A 22,907-nucleotide genomic window follows, 5' to 3' on the forward strand; every position below is an offset into this window, starting at 1 on the left:
CATCTGCCCGCCATGGGCGCTCACGTATGCATCTTCGTCCCCGGTGTGACGACCTCCACGCGGCCGGAACGCTCCCCGGACCGCGGACGGCGGCCCACGCCTCGTCCTCCATGGTCCGACGGCGATTCCGGCCGGGAAGCCGTCACACCCCGTACGGATGCGGGAACCACCGCAGTGACAGGATTCCGCGCATGAGAGATGTCCTGGAAGTCGTCTGCCGCCCCCGGGGGAGACGCGTCCGGTGGTTCTTCGCCGGACTCGGGGCGGCAGGTGCGATCCTGGCGGCGGTGCGCGTGGCCCAGCGGGGCACGGTCCTCGACGCGGGGGCGGCCCTCGGTCTGCTGCTCGCGCTCGGGGGCCTCGCGTCGCTGTACGGGGTCACGGCCCAGGTGAGCGCCGACAGCTCCGGGCTGCGCGTGCGGACGCTGCTGGGCCGCCGGAGCGTGCCGTGGCACGACATCGCCGATCTGCGGGTACGCCTGAAGTACGCGCACACCTCCCGATCCCAGGAGACCCGTCGCGTGGTCCTGGTGCTGCATGACGGACACAAGCGGCTGCTGCCCCTGCCGAAGAGCCGGTCGGCCGACGACCCGGACTTCGACGCGCAGTTGGAGGCGCTGCGCGCGCTGCACCGCCGTCACGGGGCTCCGGAGCCGGGCCGCGTCCTGGTCGTCTCGGAGCGCACCGCCGGGCGTGGCTGGGCCGGGTCCTCGGTCCTGTGCGTGCTGCTGCTCGCGGGCGCGGGACTCGCCGCGTGGTTCGTGCCGAGCACCGCGTCGGACGAGCAGGCGTGGCGGTCGGCCGTCCCGTGTGCCACCGGGGCGCCCGCCGAGCGAACCGCGCGCAGCCGAGGGGCCGGGGAGGACTGCCTGACCACCCTGCGGGCCGTGATCGCCCGGACCGGGGCCCGCCCGCCCAAGCAGAGGAGCTGGGTGTACTTCGCCGACCGTCGCCCGATCGAGCGGCTCGAGGTCTCCTACGAGGCCGCCGAGGCGTTCGAGGCGGGTGACAAGGCCGAACTGACCGTCTGGCGCGGTCAGGTGACGGAGGTCGCCGGAGCGCATTATGTATGGCACGAGCACATGACCACGGGCGGCGAGATGGCCGTCATCGCGGCCGTGTCGGCACTCGCCGCAGGCTACCCCGGCGCCCTGCTCCTGCTGCGCCTGCGCGGACGGCGGCCGCCCGACGACGAAGTCCTCCCGTCGGCCCTTCCGTTCGCGGGCGCACTCGTCGGTACCGCGCTGTGGCTGCTGCCGCTCTGCTACCTGCACCCCACGACCCTGCTCTCCTCCCCCGCGACGATCACCTGGGCGGCCGGGGGCGCACTGGTCACGCTGGGCCTGTTCGCCTGGGCCTGGCACGTCACCCGGATCCGTCCACCCGAGGCGGCCGAGGACACCGGAGCGACGGAACCGACGGGTGGATCCGGCGATCAGGAGACGGCGGTCTTCCTCGCCGCCCGCTTCCTGGAGCACACCGACTACAACCCGCGCCGTTTCGGCACCCACATCGTCCTCGGAGCCGGCGAGCCGCCCGCCGTGACGCCCCACCCCGGCCCGGGCCGGTTCGCGGCGAAACGGATACCGGCGGAGCGGCTCACCGCCGGGACGGTGCGGCGCCCCCGGGGCGACGAGGGCGACACCGTCCCCACGAGCTGGCACATCGCCGAACTCGACGATGCGGGCCGGCCGGTCCGCCTCGCCGCCGCGCCCGCCGATCTGGCCCGCATCCTGCGCGCACTGCACTCGGCCAAGGCCACCGTGACCACCGCGGCCCCCGAGTCATGACCGCCTCCCGGCGGCCTGCGTCCGGGCCGTGAGCCAAGGCTGGCCGCGGCCTGGCGTCGGCAGGCGCCGGGCCCGGCCGGAGCGCAGACAGGCACCGGCCGTGACGGCCACGGCGGCCACCCCGTATGCCCAAGCCTGGAGCGGGAAGCCGGGCAGCAGCCGGCCGGCGAGATAGAGGGCGGTGCCGGCCAGGGTGACGGTCAGCCATTCCCAGCGCCCGTCCAGCGCCACGAGGGCGATGACGAGCAGGGAGTACCAGGGGTAGTTCGGCGAGAACAGGAGCAGCGCGGTGCCCGTGAGCAGCAGGGCACCGCTCCAGGGCCGGTTCGGGTCGCTGCGGCCCCACACGTACAGGGCGACCAGCGCGAGCAGCAGGGCCGCCGTCACTTCGGCGGCGGCGTCCGGCAGCAGGAGCCGCAGCAGCGCGAAGCGGCGTACGTCCCCGGGTTCGTAGCCCTCCTCGTGGAGGTAGCCGGGCAGATAGCCGAGGACGCCCGTGCCCGACATCGCCACGTAGGGCACGTACGTGAGGGCGACCGCCACGACGGCAGCCGCACCCAGCCGCAGGATCCGTGCCGGGCCCCGCTGCCCGGACAGGGCTCCGGGCAGCGCCAGGACCGGCAGCAGCTTCACGGCGATCGCGGCACCCAGCAGCGCGCCACGGCGGGCACCGGCGGTCGCGGTGCCGAGCGCCAGGACGGTGAGCAGCACGCCGAGGGTGTCGACATGGGCGTTGTCGACCGCTTCGAAGGGCACAGCCGGGCACCAGGCCCACAACGCGGCCCGGGCCGGGGCCCGTTGCGGGTCCCCGCGCCGGCGCTGTACCGCGAGCAGGGCCACGGTGGTGCCGAACGCGAGTGCCGCGCCGCCGACTTGAAGCGGCTTGTGGCGACTGTCCGGCGGAGAGACGGCATGGACGGCGAGGAACCAGCCCTCGGCGACCGGGGGGTAAATGGTGGGGACGGTGGGACGGTTGATACGGACGCACAGACCGCTGTCGGTCCGATGGAGTCCCCAGCCCTCGCACGCCGCCCGGGTGGGGAACAGCCAGTCGTCGCGCAGCGGAGCCAGTTCGGGTGCCGCGGGCGGGTGGGCGTAGGGGGAGACACCGGCCGCCTGAACCCGGCCGTCCCAGGCGTAGCGGTACATGTCGTCGCTGGTGCGGGGCGGCGCGGCGAGCCCGGCGAGCACCACGGCTGCCGCACCGGCCAGCACGAGCCCGGTCGCGGCACGTGCCGGAACCTTCCGCACGGTCCACACCGCGGCGGCGAACAGGGTCCAGGCGACGCCGTAACCGGTGAGCAGGGGGCCGGGGGCGCCGATGTTGTCGCCGGCGCGGAGGGTGCCGACGACCACCGCGGTGAGCGCGGCGAGGAGGACCACGGTGACGCCGACACGGATCCGGACCGCCCCGCGGTTCGAAGGTGCGGCGGGTCCGGGGAGCGGGTGCCGCGCGGATGTCAGGGCGTCGCGCGGGAGTGCGGGGGCGGTGTCGCTCATCGGTGGTCGGGCCCTTCCGCGGCCGTGGGACCTGCGTCCGGGTGGCCAGGTCCGGGGCGGTGGAGTTCCACGAAGGGGCGGCCGTCGGCCGTCCAGCGGCCGGTGAGGATCCAGCCCGTGGCCTCGGCGGCACGCGCGAGCGCCGTGGTGCCGAGGCGGGCCCAGGCGAAGGGACGGCCGTGGCGGCCGTGGGCGTCCTCGACGCGGACGGTGAGACGTTCGTCCACGTCCTGCGGGGCCGCCTCGGCCAGCAGCCGCCCGCCGGGACGGACCAGATCACGCAGCCGGGCCAGCAGCACGGCCGGGTCCCCGCCGATGCCGACGTTGCCGTCCATCAGCAGGACGGTGTCCCACCGGCCCTCCTTCGGCAGGCGATCGAAGACGGATCGCCGCAGCGCGGATCCGCCGAGGCTCCGGGTCCGGGCGACGGCGGCCGGGCTGACGTCCACGCCCAGCGCCGGCAGGCCACGGGCGGCCAGGGCGGCGACCAGGCGTCCGGGACCGCAGCCGACGTCCAGCACCGGGCCGGTGCAGCGGCGGAGCACGCTCGTGTCCGCGGCGTCGGGCGCGGTGCACCAGCGCTCCACGTCCAGGAGCAGCAGTTCCTGCCGCGTGCCCTGGCACATGCGGCGCAGATACAGCGGGCCGCGGCCCGTGCGCAGGGCGTGGGCGTAGGGGTCGTCCGTCCAAGGTTCACCCGGCGGCACCGGGGCGAGCCGGGTGGTGTCGGGGGTGGCTGTGCGGGGCGGGGCGGGCTGCGGAATCAAGGGTTGGGGAGTCAGGGATCGGGGGGTCAGGGGGCCCGCCGGGGCCGGCCCCGGCCACTGGGCGGCGGTGGACTCCGTGCGGGACGCCGCGCCGGTTGCCGTGGCGCTCACCGTACGACCTCCGTCAGGCGGTCCACAGTGGTTGCGAAGCGGGAGCCGGGTGCGCAACGGACGGCGGCCTCGGCCGCGTCGGCGGCGGTGTCCACGTCACGCAGCACCGGCAGATCGCCCACCGACAGCCCTGCCGCCGTGAGACGGTCTCGCTGGATCGCGCCGGTACGGTCGGTGGACATGGGCACGCCCCGCACCAGGGCCCCGGCCCGTGCCGGATCGGCCAGGCCCAGCGCCCAGAACCCGCCGTCGGCGGCCGGTCCGAACCAGGCGTCGTGGCCGTCCCGGCCGACATCGGCGAGAAGACCGGGATTCAGCTGGGGAGTGTCCATGCCGATCAGGAGCGCGGGACCGTCGGCGCAGTGGGCGAAGGCGGCCGCGATCCGCTCGTCCAGGCCGCCCGGTGCCTGGGGTACGACGTCGAACCCCGGGGGCAGCCAGGAGCCGGGAACGCCGTCCAGCACGAGGACACGGCGCCTGGCGGCGGTCCGGAGCACCGTGTGGAGGGTGTCGGCGAGGGCGGCCTCGGCCAGCTCGGCCGCCTGCTGCGGCGTGTACGGCGGGGTGAGCCGGGTCTTGACCCGCCCGGGTACGGGCTCCTTGGCGATGACCAGCAGCGTGGCCGGTCCTGTGGCCGTGCCCCGGGCGCTCATCGTCCGGCTCCGGTGGCGCCGGTGACGCGCGCGATGTCCGCGGGTCCGGCGGTGGTTCTCCGCGCCGCGTCCGCGGTGGGCGATTCGGTGAGGACGGCGCTCATGTCCCGTACCGCCTGCCAGGTGCCGCGCCAGGTGCCGGTCACCTTGGAACGGCCGGTGCGCGGGTGGTAGGGCACGTCCGTCTCCCGGACGCGCCAGCCGGCGTCGGCGGCGCGGACCACCATCTGCAACGGATAGCCGGACCGCCGGTCGGTCAGGTCCAGGGCGAGCAGCGCCTCGCGGCGGCCGGCACGCATCGGGCCGAGGTCGCGCAGGCGCAGTCCGGTGCGCCTTCGGATCAGCCGGGCCAGCTCCAGGTTGGCCAGCCGGGCGTGCAGGGGCCAGGCGCCGAGGGTGGTGGGCCGCCGCCGGCCGAGGACCAGGTCGGCGGAGCCGTCGAGGACCGGCCCCGTGAGGGCCGGCAGCAGCGCGGGGTCGAGGGAGGCGTCGCAGTCGCAGAAGCAGACCACGTCGGCCGTGGCGGCGGCCAGCCCGGCGTGGCAGGCGGCACCGAAGCCGCGGTGCGGCTCCCGGACCACAAGGGCCCCGAGGGAGCGGGCCACGTCCGCCGAGCCGTCGGTCGAGCCGTTGTCGACGACGATCGCGCGCCAGCCCGGCGGGATCCGGTCCAGCACCCAGGGCAGGGCCTCGGCCTCGTCGAGGCAGGGCAGCACGACGTCGACCGGCGGAGGCACGGAGGGAGAGGGGAGGGATGTCTCGATCACCCCACTCACCCTACGAACGCACAACGGGCAAAAGGGAATTGGCGACCTTACGGATCGCTGACGTCCGCCCTGCGCACGGATCGCTCGCCCGCTCCCCGTCTTACGGATCTCTGACGTCGCCCGCGGCTCCCGACGGCCGGCCGAACGGTGGTGCGAGACTCGGGGGCGTGAAACGCGTACTCGTCGTGGACGACGACCCGACCGTCTCGGAGGTCGTCGCCGGCTATCTGGACCGGGCGGGCTTCGCCGTCGAGCTGGCAGCCGACGGCCCCGCCGCCGTGGCCCTCGCCGTCGCCCGGCCGCCCGACCTGGTCGTACTGGATCTGATGCTGCCCGGCATGGACGGTCTGGAGGTCTGCAGGCGCATCCGCGAGGACGGCCCCCTGCCCGTGATCATGCTGACCGCGCGGGGCGACGAGGAGGACCGCATCCTCGGCCTGGAGGTCGGCGCCGACGACTACGTCACCAAGCCGTTCAGCCCCCGCGAACTCGTGCTGCGCGTGGAGTCCGTCCTGCGCCGCGCCGGAACACCGGTGGCGGCCCGTACCGAACCCGCGGAGTCCTGGCTGCGGGCCGGCCCGCTCGCCCTGGACCCCGTCGCCCGGCGCGCCACCCGCGACGGGGCGGAACTCGCCCTCACCATCCGGGAGTTCGATCTGCTGGAGTTCTTCCTGCGCCACCCGGGCCGGGCGACGACCCGCGAGGACCTCATGCGCCAGGTGTGGGGCTGGGAGTTCGGCGACCTGTCGACCGTCACCGTTCATGTGCGGCGTCTGCGCGAGAAGATCGAGGACGACCCGGCGCACCCCCATCTGATCAGCACCGTGTGGGGAGTCGGCTACCGCTTCGACCCTCCCCGGCCGAACGGCCCCGACGAGAACGGAGCCGGACATGCTCGGTGACACGCTGCTCATCGCCCTGTACGCGTTGATCGGCGCGGTGGCCGCCGGCCTGGGCGGCGCGGTCGTGCTGCGACTGCTGCGCCGCCGCTCGGTCGCGCTGTCGCTGGCCGTCGTCGCGGCCGTCACGATCGCGGCGATGCTCGGCGGCACCCTTCTGGTGGCCTGGGCGATGCTCCTGTCCGACCACGATCTGTGGGTCGTGACGACCGTGTGCGCCATGGCGGCGGTCGTCTCCCTGGTGGTCGCGCTCGTCCTGGGCCGCAGCGTCGTCAGGGGCAGCCGGGCCCTGGCCGAGGCCACCCGGGCCCTCGGCGACGAGGGGAGCTTCACCCCGCCCAGCGCCGCCCCCACCGCCGAACTCGCCGAGCTGAGCCGTCAGCTCGCCGCCACCAGCGCCAAGCTCACCGCCTCCCGGGAGCGGGAGCGGGCCCTGGAGGCCTCGCGCCGTGAACTGGTCGCCTGGATCTCCCACGACCTGCGCACCCCACTGGCCGGGCTGCGGGCGATGACCGAGGCCCTGGAGGACGGCATGGTCGAGGATCCCGCCGTCTACCACACGCGTATCGGCGCCGAGGTCGAACGCATGAGCGACATGGTCAGCGATCTGTTCGAGCTCTCCCGCATCCAGGCCGGCGTCCTCGCCCTGTCGCCCACCCGGATGTCGGTCTACGACCTCGTCGGCGACGCCATAGCGGGCGCCGACGCGCTGGCCAGGGAGCACAAGGTACGGCTCGTCGACGACGGGGTCGAGCCCGTGCCGGTCGAGGTCGACGGCCGGGAGATGTCCCGTGTCCTGGCCAATCTGCTCGTCAACGCCATCCGTCGCACTCCCGCCGACAGCACGGTCGCCGTCTCCGCGCGCCGGGATGCCGACAGCGTCGTGCTCTCGGTCACCGACGGCTGCGGCGGCATCCCGCCCGAGGACCTGCCCCGCGTCTTCGACACCGGCTGGCGCGGCACCCACGCCCGTACCCCGCCCGCCGGCGCCGGGCTCGGCCTGGCCATCGTGCGCGGCATCGTGGAGGCCCACCGCGGCCAGGCCGCCGTACGCAACGTCCCGGGCGGCTGCCGCTTCGAGGTCCGCCTGCCGGCGGCGAGCTGAGGGTCGCACGCGACAGCGGAACGTCAGCCGTCGCGCAGCGGCGCCCCCGCGAACTCCGCCATTCCCTCAGCGAAGGCGACCTGCGGCTTCCAGCCCAGTTCGGCGCGGAGCCGGTCCGCGGAGGCCGTGATGTGGCGGACGTCGCCGAGCCGGTACTCCCCCGTGACAACCGGCGGCGGTCCGCCGTACGCCCCGGCCAGCGCAGCTGCCATCTCCCCCACCGTGTGGGGCTCACCGCTGCCCACGTTGTACGCCCGCAGGGTCCCCTCCGGCAGCCCGTCCACCGCGTCCAGCGCCACGAGGTTGGCGGAGGCGACGTCCCGTACGTGCACGAAGTCCCGCCGCTGGCCGCCGTCCTCGAAGACACGCGGGGCCTCGCCGCGCTCCAGCGCGGAACGGAAGAGCGAGGCGACGCCCGCGTAGGGGGTGTCGCGCGGCATTCCGGGCCCGTACACGTTGTGGTAGCGGAGCACCGCCACCCGCCCGCCCGTGGCCCGTGCCCAGGCGGCGGCAAGGTGCTCCTGGGCGAGCTTGGTGGTGGCGTACACGTTGCGCGGGTCGACGGGCGCCTCCTCGTCCACCAGCCCGGCGGCGAGCGGTTCACCGCAGTGCGGGCAGGGTGGTTCGAAACGTCCCGCGTCCAGGTCCGCCACCCGGCGGGGCCCCGGCCGGACCGGGCCGTGGGCCGGGCAGGTGTAGCGCCCCTCGCCGTACACCACCATGGAGCCGGCCAGCCCCAGTCGGCGCACCCCGGCCGCCGCCATGCCGGCCAGGAGCACCGCGGTGCCCAGGTCGTTGCAGCTCACATAGTCGGGGGCGTCGGCGAAGTCCTTGCCCAGTCCGACCATGGCGGCCTGGTGGCACACCGCGTCCACTCCGCGCAGGGCGTCGGCCACGGCCTGCGCGTCACGGACGTCCGCGTGCCGCCATTCGGCCCCTGGGGGCAGGGACGGCGCGCTGCGGTGGGCGGCTGGCAGCACGGCGTCGAGGACGCGCACCGTGTGCCCGGCGCTCATGAGGGAACTGACGATGTGCGAGCCGATGAAGCCCGCGCCTCCGGTGACCAGGATCAACATGTCACCGACCGTAGAGCCGCACACCCGGCGGCGGACCGTTCGGCGCCCGGACGTCAGGGGTTCGTAAGCCTTCCGCTCGCCGAGGACGTCGCCCGGGGGCGTTCCCCGTCACGGCCCTGACCGACGACCCTCACGACGGACTTCAAGGAGAGGGCGGCCGTCGGCGACGGACAAACCCACGAGCGGCCGTCAGCAGCGCCGTCACCGTCGCCACGGCCCCGAGGGCGAGCAGCCAGTTGCGCGGGTAATCCAGCGGCAGCACGGAGGAGTTTGCGGTGGGGCCGGGACGCAGCAGCACCGGCAGCGCCACCACGGTCAACGCGCCCGCGACCACCAGCGCCCCGCGCACCGGACCCCGCCCGGCGCCGCGCACCAGCAGCAGCCCGACGACCAGCACCAGTGGGGCGATCACCGCGTCATGGAGCAACAGGGCTCCGCCGAGCCAGAGCAGTACCCCTGTCAGGTCGCCCGCGTCCGACAGCAGGGACACACCGACACCCATGAGCGCCGCACCCGCCAGGCCCGCCAGGATCCGCATCACCTTCATGACAGCACCTCCAGCCGCCCGACCCACTTGGTCTGGAGCACACCGGGCCGGTCGGGGGCGATGACACGGGCCGGGTAGCCGTGGTCGGGGGTGAGTTCCCGCCCGTTCAGACGCAGCGCGAGCAGGGTCAGCGGGTCACGGGCGTACTCGTGCCCCATCTCCGACACCCGGTAGCCGCCCCGGAGTTGCAGCGACTCCACCCGCACCCGCGCGTGCGGCGGGGCACCCGCCAGCTCCAGCAGATCCCTGATCCGCACGCCCGTCCAGCGGGCCGACCTGCTCCAGCCCTCCACGCAGGCGATCGGCAACTCCACCTCGTGCTGCGGCAGGGCCCGCAGCTCGTCCAGTGTGAGGACGTAGGGGCGCGGGCCGGAGACCACCAGCCGGTAGCGCTCGGCGGGGACCCGGCCGACCCCGGCCGCGGCGGCGGTCCGGTTGACCGGCAGGCCCTGCGGGCCGTGGTCCGGATGACGGGGCGCGAGCAGATCGAGATCCTTCAGCGGGGTGAAGGACTGGCCCACCGTAGTCAGTGTGACCGCACCGACCGCCGCACCGACGCCGGCCAGCAACGAGCGCCGGTCGACGGCGTCCTGCTCGGGCAGGGCCAGCGTCCCGGGCGACCGCCCGGTCCAATGGGCCCGGATCTCCGGAGCCTTGACCGCCAGGTGCAGCACCAGCGCCCCGATGATCAGCCACGCCGTCGCGTAGTGCACCGGCACGAACGAGAACGACCAGGGGTACCACTGCACGGTGTTCAGCAGCCCGGTGGCCACCTCGAACACGGCCGCCGCGACCAGCACGCCCACCGACAGCCGCTCCAGCGCATGACGGAGCGACCGTACGGGCGGCCATGCGAACAGGCGCGGATACACCGTCCACAACTTGGCGAGCAGCAGCGGGATCGCGGCGATGCCGGAGGCGACATGGAGTCCCTGGGTGAGCCGGTAGCCCCACGCCGGGCGGCTCGGCAGCTCGTCGGCGGCCCAGGACGGCGGATGCTGCAGGACATGGCTGACCAGGCCGGTGACGAAGCACACCGCGAACGCCAGACCCAGCCACCGGCCGATCACGGTCGCCGTGCGGGCGTCGTGCAGCCTGCCTCTGAACACGGGTGGAGAGAAACGCTGTTCCATGCCCCCATCCCAGCCGCCGCGACGCCACCTCGGAATGCCCGAACCCCTTACGGAACAGGGACATCCGCCCCGAGCGGGGCGCCGCCCGCCTCGGACGGCGGGGCGTCAGCCGTCCGCAGGAGTCTCCTGCCAGGTGGCGGTCCGTTCGCGCGCGACGTCGCGCAGCAGCCCGAGGAACACCTCCACCAGCGGGGTGAGCGCCGGATCGGCCCGGGTCACCGCGTGGATGTCGCGGTGGAGCCCCGGCCCGACCAACTCGCGGTGGGTCGTGCCCGGGACATGCGTCAGGGCCAGACGCGAAACCAGGGCCACCCCGCTGCCCGCGCCCACGAGGGCCTGGGCGACGTCGTAGGACTCGGTCTCGAAGCGGACGTCGGGGGTGAACCCCGCCGTGCTCGCGGCCCGGTCGAACTGCTGTCGGGCGAGGTGGCCCAATTGCGCGGGATCCACCAGCATGAAATCAGCTTAATACGGCACCCTGAGTCCTTAACTTCTCTTACATCATCTGATCGGGCGAGTCTGAGGGGGTTCCCGACGAACCCACCCCCGGAGGGCCGCCCTGTGCCCCGCCATCTGCCCGCGTTCCTGGTCACCACCTGGCTCCTGGCCATGCTCCCGGGCGCCGGCCAGGCCGTCATGATCCGTCAGGTGCTGGCGGGCGGACTGCGCACGGCACGCGGCACGATCGCCGGCAACGCGGCCGGGCTGCTGCTCCGGTCCATGGCCGCGGCGGCCGGTCGGCGGTCCTGCTGGCGAGTCCCCGGGCGTACGCCACCGTACGGATCCTGGGCGGCGTCGTGCTGGTGGCGCTCGGGGTGCGGACCCTGATGGCCGCACGCCCGGCCGCCTCATCCGGCCCGGCCGCCGGGGACGCCGAGTCACCGACGGGTGAGGGGAGGACTCGCACCGGTTTTCCGGGTGGCTTCGTCATGGGGCTCGGCACAAGTCTCGGCAACCCCAAGGCGGGTGTGTTCGCCGTGTCGATACTGCCGCAGTTCGTCACGGCGTCCGGCCCGGTCTTTCTGTCCAGCGCCGCTCTGGGCTGGGTGTGGGCGCTGGTCAACGCCTGCTGGTATCTCCTGTTCACCTGGCTGGTCCATCGGGGGCGCGCGCTGGTGACCAGGCCGGCCGTGCCCGGGGGCTCGGGGTGGTCACCGGCGTCGTCCTGCTCGTGCCGGGCGTGGCGGTCGCGGCGGGCGCCTGAGACGAGCGCCCGGCGAACGCGAGGTCATCCCCCGGTACGCACGTCCTCCCGGGACAGCGGCTCGACGGCGTCCTCGGGCGGGATCCAGGCGCAGGCCAGGGATCCGCCGATCAGGCCGCAGGACAGGCCGATGAACAGGCCCCCGAAGTTCGCGAGGGGGAACGAGGCGAGGGAGAGCAGCAGGGCGGCGATCCCGGCGAACACGCGCACATGCTGCTGGAACCACAGGGAGACGCCCAGGACCACGAGCAGCACCCCGATGATCAGGGACGCCGCCCCCGACGTGGTCGACAGGGCCAGCGCGATGCCCTGCAGATTCAGATGCGTATAGGGGAAGTACATGATGGGCAGCCCCGCCACGAACGTGAACAGCCCTGCCCAGAAGGGCCGTTCCCCCCGCCACTCGCCGAATCCGTACCACGCTTCGGCAGCGGTCACGCGGCGTGTCAGGCGTTTGTGGATAGGTTCCAGGAACACGTCGCTCCCTGTGGTGAGGGCTCACGGAGGCATACGGCGGTTGAGCGCCACGGCGCGTGCGCCGACCGTGGGAAGGGGCGGGTCAGAAACACTGGTGACTGCCCTGCTCGATCTGCAGGTAGAAGCCCGGGACGCTCAGCGTGCCGGCGGTGGACGCGACCGAGATCACCCGCACGTTCGTCAGGACGGCCGCGTTCACCTGCGAAGCGAAAACGTTGGGATCGAAGAACCGCGAGTTCCTGTCGCCCGGATTGATCGGCCCCTTCCGGATGGCACCCGCCGCCACACCGAGGTCGATGTCGCGTGAATTCACCTGATCGGCTCTCACGGAGGTCGTGTCGATGAACAGGTTCGACGCCTCCACGGTCTGCTGGTCGGAACTGGTGAGCATCAGGGTGTAGGGGCCCAGCACCGGGATCGGAATCACCGCGGACACACACAGTCTCTTGACGTCCGCATGGTTGAACCCCAGGACCACCACCGGCACCAGCGTGCCGCTCCGAGTCACGTCGACAACGGGGTAGATGCTCACGCCACGGCCGGCCAGCCGGTCCGCGGCGAGCTGGAACTTCTGGTCCGAGATGAAGAACGACGCGGCCAGCGCTCCTTGTGCCATGCCGATACCGAGGGCCGCCGCGGCGGCGACGGCCGGGAGGAGGACGGTGGCGAAACGCTTCCAGCACGTTCTGCCGGAGCGGTACAGCATGGCGCCTCCTCCGTCGCGCGAGCGGCCCCACCCGTGCCGGACAGGGGCAGGCGAAGTACTGGTGGCTGATATCGGAGTCTAGACTTCCGGGCCCGACAGCCGACGGCACGTCAGCTCGGCCGGTCGGGTGATATGCCTGCCGCAGGCTCCATCCGGATGCCGGTCCCGGCGCCGGCCGGCCGTGTCGCACCACCCTGCACAAAGGGCCCCGTCCCCGGCAGCGGGAGCCGGCGACGCACACAGGGGAAGGGCGGGAAGCGCGCGTACGCGGTTCCCGCCCTCGCCCCGTCCCACGTACGACGACCGCGCGTCAACTGCGTGTGCCACCTCACCATCCGAATGCCGGACGTGCACCACCGCGACCCCGAACGGCCCCTTGGGCTGACCCGTGCAGCTGGTTCGCCCCGTCCGCCAGGCGGGAGCGTCGCAAGAGGGAACCCGGTGGGAATCCGGGACTGCCCCGCAGCGGTGAGCGGGAACGACCGCCGTCATACGCACTGGGTCCGACGCACGGGCCTGGGAAGCGACGGCCAGTAGGTGTCCTCCCCGGGGAGGACGTGCCCGCGTGTCCGAACACCCAACTGCCCGTGTGCGAACGACTCGTGCGCGGACATCCCGGTGACCTCGAGGGCGGGTCGGCGTACATACCAGGCGGACGACGGCGCTGCGCTCGAGGTCGTACCGCAGCTCGCCAAGCCCGCGCCCGGCGTGCCCGCCGACTTCGACCCGCTCACCCTGCTGGACCGTCTGCTGCCCGTGTACGCCGAGGTCCTCGCCGACCTGCGTGCCGTCGGCGCCGAGTGGGTGCAACTCGACGAGCCCGCCCTGGTCCAGGACCGCTCCCCGGCCGAACTCCGCCCTCGCCCGCGCCTACCGCGACATCGGCGCCCTCACCGACCGGCCCAAGCTGCTCGTCGCCTCCTGCTTCGACCGCCTGGGCGACGCCCTGCCCGTCCTCGCCAAGGCCCCGGTCGACGGACTCGCGCTGGACTTCACCGAGGCCGCCGCCGCCAACCTGGACGACCTGGCCGCGGCCGGCGGCCTGTCCGGCAAGCGTCTGGTCGCCGGAGTCGTCAACGGCCACAACATCTGGGCCGCCGACCTGTCGAAGTCCCCCGTCACACTCGGCACCCTGCTCGGCCCGGCCGACCGGGTCGACGTCTCGGCCTCCTGCTCCGTGCTGCACGTCCCCCTCGACACCGCGGCCGAACGGGACACCGCAGATCCTGCGCTGGCTCGCCTTCGCCCGCCGGAAGACCGCCGAGATCGTCACCCTCGCCAAGGGCCTGTCCCACGGCACCGGCGCCATCGCCGCCGAACTGGCCGCGAACCGGGCCGATCTGACGTCCCGCGCCCGCTCCCCCCTCACCCACGACCGGCCGTCCGCGCCCGCGCCACCGCCGTCACCGAGGCCGACGCGCGCCGCTCCCAGCCCTACACCGAACGGGCCACGGCCCAACGCGCCCGGCTCAAACTGCCGCTGCTGCCGACCACCACCGTCGGCTCCTTCCCGCAGACCGGCGAACTGCGCACCGCCCGGCCGACCTGCGCGCGGGCCGGATCGACACGAGCGGGTACGAGGAGCGCATCAAGGCCGAGATCCGGGAGGTCATCGCCGTCCAGGAGAAGACCGGACTGGATGTCCTCGTGCACGGCGAGCCCGAACGCAACGACATGGTCCAGTACTTCGCCGAACAGCTCTCCGGCTACCTCGCCAGCCAGCACGGCGGGTCCAGTCCTACGGCGGCCACGACGTCCGCCCGCCGATCCTGGCCGGCGACATCTCCCGCCCGGAGCCGATGACGGTGTGCCGGACGACGTACGCCCGGTCCCTCACCGACCGGCCCGTCAAGGGCATGCTCACCGGCCCGGTCACCATGCTCGCCTGATCCTTCGTCCGCGACGACCAGCCCCTCGCCGACACCGCCCGGCAGGTCGCCCTCGCCCTGCGCGACGAGGTCCACGACCTGGAGACGGCCGGGACGTCGGTCATCCAGGTCGACGAGCCCGCCCTGCGCGAGACGCTGCCGCTGCGCACCGCCGACCGCCCCGCCCGTCTGGTCTGGGCCACGGAGGCGTTCCGGCTCACCACCGCCGGGGTCCGCCCGGACACCCAGATCCACACCCATATGTGCTACGCCGAGTTCGGCGACATCGTCCAGCCCATCGACGACCTCGACGCCGACGTCATCAGCCTGGAAGCCGCCCGCTCCCATGTGCAGGTGGCCCGCGAACTCGCCGCCCACGGCTATCCACGCGAGGCCGGACCGGGGGTCTACGACATCCACTCACCTCGCGTCCCGAGCGAGGAGGCGGCGGATCTGCTGCGCACGGGGCTGAAGGCCATCCCCGCCGAACGTCTGTGGGTCAACCCCGACTGCGGCTTGAAGACCCGCGGCTGGGACGAGACCCGCGCCTCGCTGGACAACACGCGGCCCGGTCGCGGGCCGAGGGGTTGCGTGAGCAGATCGGCGGGCTCTCGGAGTCGTTGTCGCAGGTCGAGATCGAGTTGTCCAGGCTGCAGATCACGCGGGAGACGATGAACGAGGTGCTGTCCGCCCCGGCCGACTCGTCTGCGGAGGTCCCGGAGGTGTCCGAGACCCTGGGGCCGGTGCCGGTGGCTGGGTTGATGCAGGCCGCGGCGCTGCTGGTGGCCGCGGAGGCGGGCGGGGACCAGGCGGTGACTTCGCCGGCCTACCGGCAGATCGCTGCGGTGTTCGCCGAGCAGAGCGGTGCGAAGAGGTGCAAGGCCGTGTTGGCCGCGATCGGGGTGCCGGAGGCGACGGACTCGCAAGGGGAGTCGATGCGGAGCAAACTCAAGCGCCTGGTCGCCCGCGGTGTCCTGGTCGAGGCGGAGCCGGGGCTGTTCGAGCTTTCCGCCGCGGGTGTCCGGTGAGCGCGGCTGGGACCGCCGGTGGCGCGCTCGCCGCGGCCGAGGACGTGTTCGCCGCTTCTGCCGGCTTGTTCGAGCATGTGAAAGCAGACCTCGCGGGTCCCGGCACCGCGGCGATGACGCACTCGCAGTTGGAGGACATGCTCGGCTTGGCGATGCGCGAGGTGACCCGGTCGTTGTTCCAGGACCATCTGCGGCTGCGGGCGCTGACCGAGGTGCGGGTCGCGGATGTCGTGGACGCGCACGGCGTGGAGCGCACCCGGATCGAGCGGGGCCGGACCCGGATCCTGGGCACGGTGTTCGGGAAGGTCACCGCGACCAGGATCGCCTACCGCGGGACCGGCGTCGCCGATCTGCACCCCGCGGACGCGGTGTTGAACATGCCGGGCGGCATGTATTCGTACGGGGTGGCGAAACTGGCCGCGATCGAGGCCGCCCGCGGCTCGTTCGCCGAGGCCGCTCAGCGGGTCAACGCCCTGACCGGGGCCGGGGTCGGGTACCGGCAGGTCCTGGAACTGGCCATCGGCGCGGCCGCGGACATCCACGCGTTCTACGACGCGCTCGTCCCAGCGCCGTGCACGACCGAGACGCTGCAGGTGCTGTCGGTGGACGGCAAGGGCGTGGTGATAAGGCCGGAGGTGGTGAAAGACCGTCTGGACATCACCGGAGCCCGCTGGGGCCTGGCCGGGGCCGAGGCCGTGCTGAAGCTTCGCGCGCTGCGATCCAACGGCGACTTCGACGCCTACTGGGCCTGGCACGAGAAGCAGGAGTTCATCCGCAACCACCAGGCACGATACCGACTCACGGCGTGATCAAAACAGAACCCTCACAGGAACTGCACCCAAAGAGCTTCCGCCAGTTGTAGCACTGGGCGAGGATCTTGAGTGCCGAGGAGCGTGAGAACCATATCCGTGGGCCAACGCGGCTCCCGGCTAGCCTCCCCGCGGCGATGCCCTTACGCTGACCCATCCCGAAGGCTCACTGCAACAGCACGGGCACTTGACCAGCGACGAGCTGCTGCCCGAGGCGACCATGTCGGCCGCCAACTTCGCCGAGGTGACTACCGTCTGCCTCCGGCGCGGATACCTCAACCCGGCCGAGCAGCTCCACCAGGACCTCGCGGCCTTCGGGCTGAGCACCCCCCGGTGGCGCGGTCGCGTGCATGTGCCGGAACCAGTGGGGACTCCATCCCGACGGCAGCAGCTTATGCCGGGCTCCTTGTCCTGGCTCGGTGTCGTGGCTACATCCACCCCGCGTCGTGCGATCGGGCCTCGGCGATCTGCTCCTCAGTGAGGGTCGACGGGTCCGGCCTGCTGACCACCGTCCAGTGCTTTTCGACTGGACAACGGGCATAGCGCGTGGACGGGGTGAGACGTAAAGATTTGATGCCGAGGAACGGTATCCATGTAGCCGTGTAGAGGTGTCCTGCTGCGCACTGTACGATCGACTTTTTGGCCACGTGTCCCCACTTCGCCTTGATGTTTCAGGCAGACTTGATCTTGAAGCTGCTGCCGTTACGCGGGCCGAGTCGCGCCGTCACCCGCGGCTGCGTGTGCGCGTTGTCCGGCACCGTAAACTCCCCGGTGCCTTCGCCGAGCCGGGCCGCGCGCTGGCCTTTGTAGCGGAAGAAGACGGCGATCTCGTGGGCTCCTGGCTCGATCGACACTTCAGTCGTGCCCCACTTCGCGGGCCACTCGACGCCGTCGATCTCCACCACTGGCTTCGTGAATGCGCGGTGGAAAAACTCCGCCACCAGCGACGGGCGGATGTCGACGAGGACCTTCACCATGACCATCACCGCATTTCTGGCTAGTTGCCTGTCTGGGCAGTTGCGTCGAGCGGTTGCCTTACATTGACCGGTCTCATGCCGACGACGAAAGCACCGATTCCGGCCGGAAGCCCCTCGCGATTCCGATCAAGCTCCCCGCAGTGATCAGTACGGTCGCCCCACCCGCGTACAACAGCAACCTTGTCGGGCCCAAAGGGTCCAGGGCGATGGACATCGCCAGCAAGGCACCGAAGCCTGGCAGCATGGCGGCCAGGCTGACCAGGCCTCCGCCGTTGCTTGCAAGGGCTCCGGCGCCGGGCTGTGACAGGCGCGGGAAAAGCAGATTGAGCAGTAAGGCGAGAGCTGCGCCCGCCCAGGTGGCCAGGAGTGGGAGCACAAGGGCGAGGGTCAGATAGCCGGCGTCCGGTGTGAGGCTGTCGTGGTGCAGAGCGCTGGACAGCGCGAGGGCGAGGGCGCCGAGCGTACTCATCACCGCCCACTGCCCCGTCGTGACGACGAGTACGTAGGCGAGCAGTCCGCCTGCGATGCTCGCCGGGTTGTACGGGGCGCCGAGCATTGCCTCAAGTGCGCCGACCCCGGCCTCCGCGCCGACCACGTTGCGGACCGCGAGGCCCGCGCCGACCGTGCCGTGTAGGGCGACGATACCGGGCATCAGGACCAGTAGCAGCCCGGCCGCGACCGTGTCCCCGTGCGCCCCATACTGCAGGCCGAGTCGGGCGCTGCTGGCTGCGCCGTTCATGTCCGAGTCGTCGGAGAGAAGGGGGAGAGCAACCACGGAGGCGACCGTCAGCACGAACGGCAGGAACACCGTGGCGAAGTTCCGTAGCCGCTCGCGTCTCGTCCGCCATAGCAGCGCGGAGGCCAGGATCCTGGCCCGGGTCACGTCGAAGGTAAGGCTACGTTGCGTCACTGGCTGTGCTTTCCGTCTGCAGTTGCTGGTAGACGTCTTCCAGCGGGTTCCGGGCTGGTACTACTTCTCGTACGCCGATGCCTTCGCTCACCAGGTCGGCGACCAGTCTCTCCGCCGCCTCCTCGTCGGGCACTTCCACTATGACGGCGCCCTGCTGCTGTTGTTCGTAGTGGTGGCCGAGTCGGTCGAGGACCGCTGGTATGTCGCCGGAGCCTCGGATGCGCAGGCGGTAGGCGGTGCCGAGCAGGGCGGTGCGCAGCGCGGCCGGTTCCCCGCGGCCTACGATGCGTCCGTCCTGCAGCACCGTCACGTCGTCGGCGAAGCGGTAGGCATCGGCCAGGGCGTGCGTGGAGACGACGACCGTGTGTCCTTCATCTGCCAGCTTTCGCAGGTGGTTGATGAGTTGGTCCGTCGTGCTCGGGTCGAGGCCCGACATTGGCTCGTCCAGGAGCAGGATTGCCGGTTGTCCCAGGAACGCCTTTGCTAGGCCGGCTCGCTGGTTTTGGCCGCGACTGAGGCTGCCGATGCGGCGGTCCGCGAGGTCGGTGAGGCCGAGCAAGTGCAGGACTTCCGCGATCCTCTCCTCGGAATGACCCGGTGGCAGGCCAAGGACGCGTGCCCAGTATCGCAGGTTGTCCACGACGCTCAGCCGCGGTGCGAGCGCCGAGCGGTGTGTGGCCAGGGCGATCAGGGACTTGATCTCGGTGTGTATGTGCGGGTCGGCTCCGTCCACGAGCACGGAGCCCTTGAAGGGTGCGAGGATCCCGGCGAGCACACGAAACGTCGTCGTCTTGCCGGCACCGTTCGGGCCGAGCAGTACATGGATTCCCGCACCGTATTCGAGATCCATGTCCCGGAGCACCGATCGCCCATGGTAACCGGCGGAAACGTTCTGGAGTTCCAGCTTGGCCACCGGTTCAACCTAGCACTGCCTGTGAGTGGCCAACTGAGCTGTCATTGATGCCGTTTTCAGAGGGGAGGTGCTCGCTGGGGGGTTGTTCGGCGGGCGTGGTGTCCGACGACGTATGGCCCGCAGGCATCGACGCGAGGATCGAGCAGCCGATCATCACCAGGGCGAAGCTCCACAGGCCCATCAGCAGGATGATCGAGCCGTGCAGCAGGATGTCGAGGACCAGACCCACCTTGCGCCAGCGGTCGGAACCCAAGATGCAGACAGCGATGAGGAGTTCGACGACAAGCGCGCCCCAGGTCATGCCGATTACGATCAGCGGATACTTGGAGAGTGCAAGCAGTGGCCCGTCCCAGGGCTTGGCAACGCCGAACATGTTGTCGCGCAGGAAGTAGTACTCCGCCGTGCCGTTGGCCCAGTCGGCGACACCGAACTTACTGATGGCGGTGTCGAGATAGATGTACGCGAGCTGCAGTCTCACCGCCCAGAAGGCGGCGTAAGCGACAGCGTGCCCGGACGGGGGCAACGGTTTCGTCGGTGGGCTCCACTGCCATGTCCGGTTGTCCGTCAGGACGATCGGCAGCATGAGGAGGGACATGATCATGCCCACAGATTCGCCGCCGTCCGGCACGGTGATGCTCACCGCGATCGAGTAGATAGCCCACAGCTGCGGGATCGCCGTCCAGCGCGGCCGGTATCCGACAGCCGCCACCAAGAGCACGGCGACCAATATCCAACGGGCGTACTCCGCATGGTCGGTACCGCCCACCAGGCAGTACGCGGACGCGGAGCGCACTCCACCGCAGCGCGCGCCGTCACTGATGGTCAGGACCGGGGTGAGCAACGCCTTCGACGGGGTGATGAGCACCACCGTTAGCTCGGCGAAGCAGATCAGTGAACGCCCCACGCCGAACCAGCGCGAGCGGAAGTCGAAGGCGGATAACCGGAGTTGGAGCCGGGTGGACTGTTCCTCGATCAGTGCAGAAGCGGCGCTCCGGGCGGCGGCTATGAGCATGAGACATCCAGGTGGGCGATTCTGGTGACGCGCCGGTCGTACGTCACCAGGTTCCGATAAGACCAGGGCACTACGCGTTCCTGAGTAATGAAGGAGTCCCCGCACACGGTCCTCACGGGGTTGCGGTTCTTGACCTTCTCGGCGGGGCGTGCGGCCGCTTCGTGCAGGCAAGTCGCCAAATTGCCCGCGCACGGCGCCCATTGGGTCACCGAGGTATTGATGTACGCGATCTCGGGACCCTGGGCGCGCTGGCTGCGGTCGAGTCCGAAGAGGTTGGACGGGCTGCCCTGCGGGGTCTTCAGGAGATTCTTGGAGTGTTTTCCGTCGAAGGCGTACGTGCCGATCTGCACGCCCTCGGGGTCCCTGGTGAAGAAGGCCCAGACCTCGGGGGTGACATCGTTGAAGTACTGGCGTGCTCCTTTGGAATGTCGGCTGCTGAGTGCGTTGCTCGGCAGCGTGTAGAAGAGCGCGACCAGAAGATAGGTGACCATGACTGCCAGCGTGCTCGCAAAGATGTACAGCTGCCGCCTTGTGACAGGCGTCGACATGCGCGGTTTTCCTTTCCCCCTGGAATGGACGGAACACTCCCGGTCGTACTGATGCCCCTGTGCCGCAGGGGGCCTGCCGTGCCGCGGTCGTGGCAGGCCCCCTGCGGCGAGGAATCAGAGAGTGGAGGCGACCGCCGCGACGAAGTCGTTTGCGTCGAGCTGGTCCGACTGCTTCAGATCGAAGCTGTAGCTGGCCGCGGCCGGGGCTATCACCACGACCACGGCGACCTCTGCGCCTACGGCGACGTTTGTGCCTGCGGCGACGTTGATGCCGGCCGCGACGTTCGCCACGGTCACGATGTTGGACTTGGTCCACACCCAGCCGTTGGGCCGTGCGATGTCGGCGCTGTTGAGGGTCTTGGCCCTGCTGTCCGAGGCCATTGCTGCCTTGAGGTCGTCGTTCAGCGCCACCATGCCCTGCTGCACCACGAACGGGTCCTTGGACTGGACCGCGTTCGTCACCTTGGTGTGGAAGGCCGGGTCGGCCTGGTGCAGCTTGTGCATCAGGTACGACAGCTGCGCGGGTGTCACCGAGGTGTCGGAGCGGCGGCTGCGAATCTGCCGGGCCAGCTCAGGGTGGTCCTTGGCTGCCTTGCCCTGGCCGAAGACCAGGAATGCGACCACGTCGCTGTCCGAGTAACCCTGCGCCGCTTGGACCGCGGCGACCGGGGCAGGGTGCGGCGCCTGGGTGTGCGCCGAAGCGGTGCCAGCAACGCCGGTCACCATGGTGGCGGTGAGCACGGCGCCGATGAGCGGCTTCTTCAATCTCATGATGGAACTTCCCCTGTTCGGCGAAGAGATTTCCGAGAACTTCTTGGATTTTCTGGCGTTGAGGGATCCTCAAGCAATTCAGAAGGTATTCGAGTGCTCAATCGGCGGCAAGCAGTGAACAACCAGAGATTGACGCAAGGAAGCTTTCTGAATGGCCCATCACTGATTATCTTCGAGCATGTCTGCAACGTTGAGCCACGCCTCGGCGTAATCCCGTGCGATACGTGCGACAGCATCAGTCCGATGGGCCGGAACTCCCTGGACGAGTTTCTGCCACTCCGATGGGCCTGCCGGATGAATGCTCAATAGCTGAAGGAACTTGCGCCCCGATTCCGAGTGCCGCACGGAGGGGTCGCGTCGCAAGCTGTCGAGTAGGGCGGAACTTCCAAGGCCGAAGCCGCTGAGGCTGCCGGCGCCGCCCTGACCGCGCGGCCGGTCGTCGTTCGAACCACCGTCCCGCAGCCTCGGGGGCAATAACTCCCGGCCATCAAGGAACCGTTGACGCACATCGCTCGCCGTCGCTACGGACATCCCTGCACGCCGGGCGAGCTCGCGCAGTGAGATGTGCGGGTCCTGTTCCAGCAACTCGCCTGCGAGCAGGCGTCCTTCGGCTGGATTCAACGGGCGTGCGCGGCCATCGAGGCCTACTCGTTTGTTCGACTGCGGTCCATCGCCGGTCGAACACCCCCGGAGGGCCGCCACGTTCTTGGCTGACAGGCGGGTCACCGAAGCGATGCGTCGGTCGGACCAGTGAGGGTGTGAGGCAATGATACGCCGCGCAGCCGCGGTCCGGTCGTCTAACGATAGCGGCTTGCCATGAGCTGAGTTGAGCTGGACGGCGAGCAGAAAGGCCTCTTTCTCGCCACCGTCGAAGAATCGGACCTCAATGTCGCTCTCACCCCGCAGCTCCGCCGCCCTGATCCGGTGGACTCCGTCCAGGACCCGCATCGTCGGGCGGTGTACGACGACGGGTGGCAGAGGTACATCGAGTTGGGCGAGCGCCCGTACATGCTGGTCGTCCGCGCCCGAGGTGCGAGGTGAACTCACTGCGGACAACCGGTGGATGGGCACCCGCTCCACCGCTCGATCCAGAACTGGTCTAAGGTTTCTCGGGTTTGCCGATCCGACCGTCCCTGATGCGGTCTCCGGATTCACCGACGTTGCCGACGCCACAGCACCCTCTCCCCGTGAGTGGAGCCAACTGAGGCGCCGCCCGGTGGTCGTCCGTCGACTCAGGTAAAGAGAGATACGGTCCGAGCTTTCACCACAGTTGAGATCATCGTGCGCCGGGAGCCTAGCTCAACAGGCCCACCCGACTCAACTGTCATACAGAGCT

The 22,907-nt window shown here is 71.1% G+C and carries 22 protein-coding genes, 3 pseudogenes and 1 riboswitch; of the genes and pseudogenes, 8 read left to right on the forward strand and 17 right to left on the reverse strand.

Annotated features, from left to right (window positions below):
• The first annotated feature begins 191 nt into the window (after window positions 1-191).
• The gene (locus ACFYX0_RS04110) at window positions 192-1,790 is read left to right on the forward strand and encodes a PH domain-containing protein (RefSeq protein WP_388966091.1); all 1,599 of its coding nucleotides are present in this window, start codon (window positions 192-194) and stop codon (window positions 1,788-1,790) included.
• On the opposite strand, the gene ACFYX0_RS04115 is transcribed toward ACFYX0_RS04110, so the two are convergent.
• The 4 genes from ACFYX0_RS04115 to ACFYX0_RS04130 form a co-directional block, all read right to left on the reverse strand.
• Window positions 1,785-3,290 carry a glycosyltransferase 87 family protein gene (locus ACFYX0_RS04115; RefSeq protein ID WP_388966094.1) on the reverse strand — a complete coding sequence of 502 codons (1,506 nt, stop codon included), beginning with the start codon at window positions 3,288-3,290 and terminating at the stop codon, window positions 1,785-1,787. The genes ACFYX0_RS04110 and ACFYX0_RS04115 overlap by 6 nt on opposite strands.
• The gene (locus ACFYX0_RS04120) at window positions 3,287-4,057 is read right to left on the reverse strand and encodes a class I SAM-dependent methyltransferase (protein ID WP_388966502.1); all 771 of its coding nucleotides are present in this window, start codon (window positions 4,055-4,057) and stop codon (window positions 3,287-3,289) included. The genes ACFYX0_RS04115 and ACFYX0_RS04120 overlap by 4 nt, the downstream gene beginning before the upstream one ends.
• A gap of 107 nt (window positions 4,058-4,164) precedes the next feature.
• Window positions 4,165-4,821, reverse strand: a complete 657-nt coding sequence (locus ACFYX0_RS04125) for a DUF2064 domain-containing protein (protein ID WP_311700310.1) — start codon at window positions 4,819-4,821, stop codon at window positions 4,165-4,167.
• Window positions 4,818-5,588 carry a glycosyltransferase family 2 protein gene (locus ACFYX0_RS04130; protein ID WP_388966097.1) on the reverse strand — a complete coding sequence of 257 codons (771 nt, stop codon included), beginning with the start codon at window positions 5,586-5,588 and terminating at the stop codon, window positions 4,818-4,820. Before ACFYX0_RS04130 ends, ACFYX0_RS04125 begins: the two co-directional genes overlap by 4 nt.
• Before the next feature lie 167 nt (window positions 5,589-5,755).
• Between ACFYX0_RS04130 and ACFYX0_RS04135 the strand changes: the two genes are divergently transcribed.
• Window positions 5,756-6,490, forward strand: a complete 735-nt coding sequence (locus ACFYX0_RS04135) for a response regulator transcription factor (RefSeq protein WP_311700312.1) — start codon at window positions 5,756-5,758, stop codon at window positions 6,488-6,490.
• A complete protein-coding gene (locus tag ACFYX0_RS04140; protein WP_311700313.1) occupies window positions 6,480-7,592 on the forward strand; it encodes a HAMP domain-containing sensor histidine kinase in 1,113 nt (370 codons plus the stop codon). The genes ACFYX0_RS04135 and ACFYX0_RS04140 overlap by 11 nt, the downstream gene beginning before the upstream one ends.
• Before the next feature lie 23 nt (window positions 7,593-7,615).
• On the opposite strand, the gene ACFYX0_RS04145 is transcribed toward ACFYX0_RS04140, so the two are convergent.
• The 4 genes from ACFYX0_RS04145 to ACFYX0_RS04160 form a co-directional block, all read right to left on the reverse strand.
• A complete protein-coding gene (locus tag ACFYX0_RS04145) occupies window positions 7,616-8,668 on the reverse strand; it encodes an NAD-dependent epimerase/dehydratase family protein (RefSeq protein WP_311700314.1) in 1,053 nt (350 codons plus the stop codon).
• A gap of 142 nt (window positions 8,669-8,810) precedes the next feature.
• Entirely contained in the window at window positions 8,811-9,215 is a 405-nt protein-coding gene (locus ACFYX0_RS04150; protein WP_388966098.1) for a hypothetical protein, read from the reverse strand.
• Window positions 9,212-10,348, reverse strand: coding sequence for a molybdopterin-dependent oxidoreductase (locus ACFYX0_RS04155; protein ID WP_388966101.1), 1,137 nt, complete (start codon window positions 10,346-10,348; stop codon window positions 9,212-9,214). The genes ACFYX0_RS04150 and ACFYX0_RS04155 overlap by 4 nt, the downstream gene beginning before the upstream one ends.
• 105 nt (window positions 10,349-10,453) lie before the next feature.
• Entirely contained in the window at window positions 10,454-10,804 is a 351-nt protein-coding gene (locus tag ACFYX0_RS04160; protein WP_388966103.1) for a LysR substrate-binding domain-containing protein, read from the reverse strand.
• Window positions 10,805-10,909: 105 nt separating this feature from the next.
• Here ACFYX0_RS04160 and ACFYX0_RS04165 point away from each other — a divergent pair, with 105 nt between their 5' ends.
• Both ACFYX0_RS04165 and ACFYX0_RS04170 read left to right on the forward strand, forming a co-directional pair.
• On the forward strand, window positions 10,910-11,176 hold the full coding sequence (locus ACFYX0_RS04165) for a hypothetical protein (RefSeq protein ID WP_388966105.1): 267 nt from the start codon (window positions 10,910-10,912) through the stop codon (window positions 11,174-11,176).
• Window positions 11,146-11,400: pseudogene (locus tag ACFYX0_RS04170) on the forward strand (LysE family translocator); the annotation flags it as partial. The gene ACFYX0_RS04165 and the pseudogene ACFYX0_RS04170, both read left to right, overlap by 31 nt.
• 176 nt (window positions 11,401-11,576) lie before the next feature.
• Here ACFYX0_RS04170 and ACFYX0_RS04175 read toward each other — a convergent pair.
• Both ACFYX0_RS04175 and ACFYX0_RS04180 read right to left on the reverse strand, forming a co-directional pair.
• The gene (locus ACFYX0_RS04175; protein ID WP_388966107.1) at window positions 11,577-11,990 is read right to left on the reverse strand and encodes a DUF6114 domain-containing protein; all 414 of its coding nucleotides are present in this window, start codon (window positions 11,988-11,990) and stop codon (window positions 11,577-11,579) included.
• Window positions 11,991-12,111: 121 nt separating this feature from the next.
• Window positions 12,112-12,735 (reverse strand): DUF6230 family protein, encoded by a 624-nt coding sequence (locus ACFYX0_RS04180; RefSeq protein WP_388966110.1) that lies wholly within the window; start codon window positions 12,733-12,735, stop codon window positions 12,112-12,114.
• Between the two features lie 428 nt (window positions 12,736-13,163).
• Window positions 13,164-13,314: riboswitch (cobalamin riboswitch) on the forward strand.
• A gap of 108 nt (window positions 13,315-13,422) precedes the next feature.
• On the opposite strand from ACFYX0_RS04180, the pseudogene metE reads away from it, so the two are divergent.
• The 3 genes and pseudogenes from metE to ACFYX0_RS04195 all read left to right on the forward strand — a co-directional run.
• Window positions 13,423-15,164: pseudogene (metE, locus tag ACFYX0_RS04185) on the forward strand (5-methyltetrahydropteroyltriglutamate--homocysteine S-methyltransferase); the annotation flags it as partial.
• A gap of 26 nt (window positions 15,165-15,190) precedes the next feature.
• Window positions 15,191-15,631: a hypothetical protein gene (locus ACFYX0_RS04190; RefSeq protein ID WP_388966514.1), complete on the forward strand. Its 441-nt coding sequence runs from the start codon at window positions 15,191-15,193 to the stop codon at window positions 15,629-15,631.
• 635 nt (window positions 15,632-16,266) lie between these two features.
• Window positions 16,267-16,440, forward strand: a pseudogene (locus ACFYX0_RS04195) (ISKra4 family transposase); the annotation flags it as partial.
• A gap of 671 nt (window positions 16,441-17,111) precedes the next feature.
• Here the strand turns inward: ACFYX0_RS04195 and ACFYX0_RS04200 are convergent.
• From ACFYX0_RS04200 to ACFYX0_RS04230, 7 genes are all read right to left on the reverse strand, one after another.
• On the reverse strand, window positions 17,112-17,417 hold the full coding sequence (locus tag ACFYX0_RS04200) for a hypothetical protein (RefSeq protein WP_311701543.1): 306 nt from the start codon (window positions 17,415-17,417) through the stop codon (window positions 17,112-17,114).
• Window positions 17,418-17,490: 73 nt separating this feature from the next.
• Window positions 17,491-18,327, reverse strand: coding sequence for a hypothetical protein (locus tag ACFYX0_RS04205; protein WP_388966112.1), 837 nt, complete (start codon window positions 18,325-18,327; stop codon window positions 17,491-17,493).
• Entirely contained in the window at window positions 18,314-19,177 is an 864-nt protein-coding gene (locus ACFYX0_RS04210; protein WP_311701541.1) for an ABC transporter ATP-binding protein, read from the reverse strand. The genes ACFYX0_RS04205 and ACFYX0_RS04210 overlap by 14 nt, the downstream gene beginning before the upstream one ends.
• Window positions 19,178-19,244: 67 nt before the next feature.
• A complete protein-coding gene (locus tag ACFYX0_RS04215) occupies window positions 19,245-20,252 on the reverse strand; it encodes a sporulation-delaying protein SdpB family protein (RefSeq protein ID WP_388966114.1) in 1,008 nt (335 codons plus the stop codon).
• Window positions 20,243-20,743 carry an SdpA family antimicrobial peptide system protein gene (locus ACFYX0_RS04220; RefSeq protein ID WP_388966117.1) on the reverse strand — a complete coding sequence of 167 codons (501 nt, stop codon included), beginning with the start codon at window positions 20,741-20,743 and terminating at the stop codon, window positions 20,243-20,245. Before ACFYX0_RS04220 ends, ACFYX0_RS04215 begins: the two co-directional genes overlap by 10 nt.
• A 171-nt stretch (window positions 20,744-20,914) precedes the next feature.
• A complete protein-coding gene (locus ACFYX0_RS04225) occupies window positions 20,915-21,571 on the reverse strand; it encodes a sporulation delaying protein family toxin (RefSeq protein ID WP_388966121.1) in 657 nt (218 codons plus the stop codon).
• Between the two features lie 159 nt (window positions 21,572-21,730).
• Window positions 21,731-22,519: a winged helix-turn-helix transcriptional regulator gene (locus ACFYX0_RS04230; RefSeq protein WP_311701485.1), complete on the reverse strand. Its 789-nt coding sequence runs from the start codon at window positions 22,517-22,519 to the stop codon at window positions 21,731-21,733.
• Window positions 22,520-22,907: the final 388 nt, after the last annotated feature.

The organism is Streptomyces sp. NPDC002573, from assembly GCF_042889625.1.
Lineage (GTDB): Bacteria > Actinomycetota > Actinomycetes > Streptomycetales > Streptomycetaceae > Streptomyces > Streptomyces gibsoniae.

Excerpts from the sequence above, each read along its gene's own strand:
- ACFYX0_RS04110 (WP_388966091.1), top strand. The coding sequence starts at position 192 with ATGAGAGATGTCCTGGAAGTCGTCTGCCGCCCCCGGGGGAGACGCGTC.
- ACFYX0_RS04115 (WP_388966094.1), bottom strand. The coding sequence starts at position 3,290 with ATGAGCGACACCGCCCCCGCACTCCCGCGCGACGCCCTGACATCCGCG.
- ACFYX0_RS04125 (WP_311700310.1), bottom strand. The coding sequence starts at position 4,821 with ATGAGCGCCCGGGGCACGGCCACAGGACCGGCCACGCTGCTGGTCATC.
- ACFYX0_RS04140 (WP_311700313.1), top strand. The coding sequence starts at position 6,480 with ATGCTCGGTGACACGCTGCTCATCGCCCTGTACGCGTTGATCGGCGCG.
- ACFYX0_RS04145 (WP_311700314.1), bottom strand. The coding sequence starts at position 8,668 with ATGTTGATCCTGGTCACCGGAGGCGCGGGCTTCATCGGCTCGCACATC.
- ACFYX0_RS04150 (WP_388966098.1), bottom strand. The coding sequence starts at position 9,215 with ATGAAGGTGATGCGGATCCTGGCGGGCCTGGCGGGTGCGGCGCTCATG.
- ACFYX0_RS04155 (WP_388966101.1), bottom strand. The coding sequence starts at position 10,348 with ATGGAACAGCGTTTCTCTCCACCCGTGTTCAGAGGCAGGCTGCACGAC.
- ACFYX0_RS04160 (WP_388966103.1), bottom strand. The coding sequence starts at position 10,804 with ATGCTGGTGGATCCCGCGCAATTGGGCCACCTCGCCCGACAGCAGTTC.
- ACFYX0_RS04180 (WP_388966110.1), bottom strand. The coding sequence starts at position 12,735 with ATGCTGTACCGCTCCGGCAGAACGTGCTGGAAGCGTTTCGCCACCGTC.
- ACFYX0_RS04200 (WP_311701543.1), bottom strand. The coding sequence starts at position 17,417 with ATGGTGAAGGTCCTCGTCGACATCCGCCCGTCGCTGGTGGCGGAGTTT.
- ACFYX0_RS04210 (WP_311701541.1), bottom strand. The coding sequence starts at position 19,177 with ATGGATCTCGAATACGGTGCGGGAATCCATGTACTGCTCGGCCCGAAC.
- ACFYX0_RS04215 (WP_388966114.1), bottom strand. The coding sequence starts at position 20,252 with ATGCTCATAGCCGCCGCCCGGAGCGCCGCTTCTGCACTGATCGAGGAA.
- ACFYX0_RS04220 (WP_388966117.1), bottom strand. The coding sequence starts at position 20,743 with ATGGTCACCTATCTTCTGGTCGCGCTCTTCTACACGCTGCCGAGCAAC.
- ACFYX0_RS04225 (WP_388966121.1), bottom strand. The coding sequence starts at position 21,571 with ATGAGATTGAAGAAGCCGCTCATCGGCGCCGTGCTCACCGCCACCATG.
- ACFYX0_RS04230 (WP_311701485.1), bottom strand. The coding sequence starts at position 22,519 with ATGCGGGTCCTGGACGGAGTCCACCGGATCAGGGCGGCGGAGCTGCGG.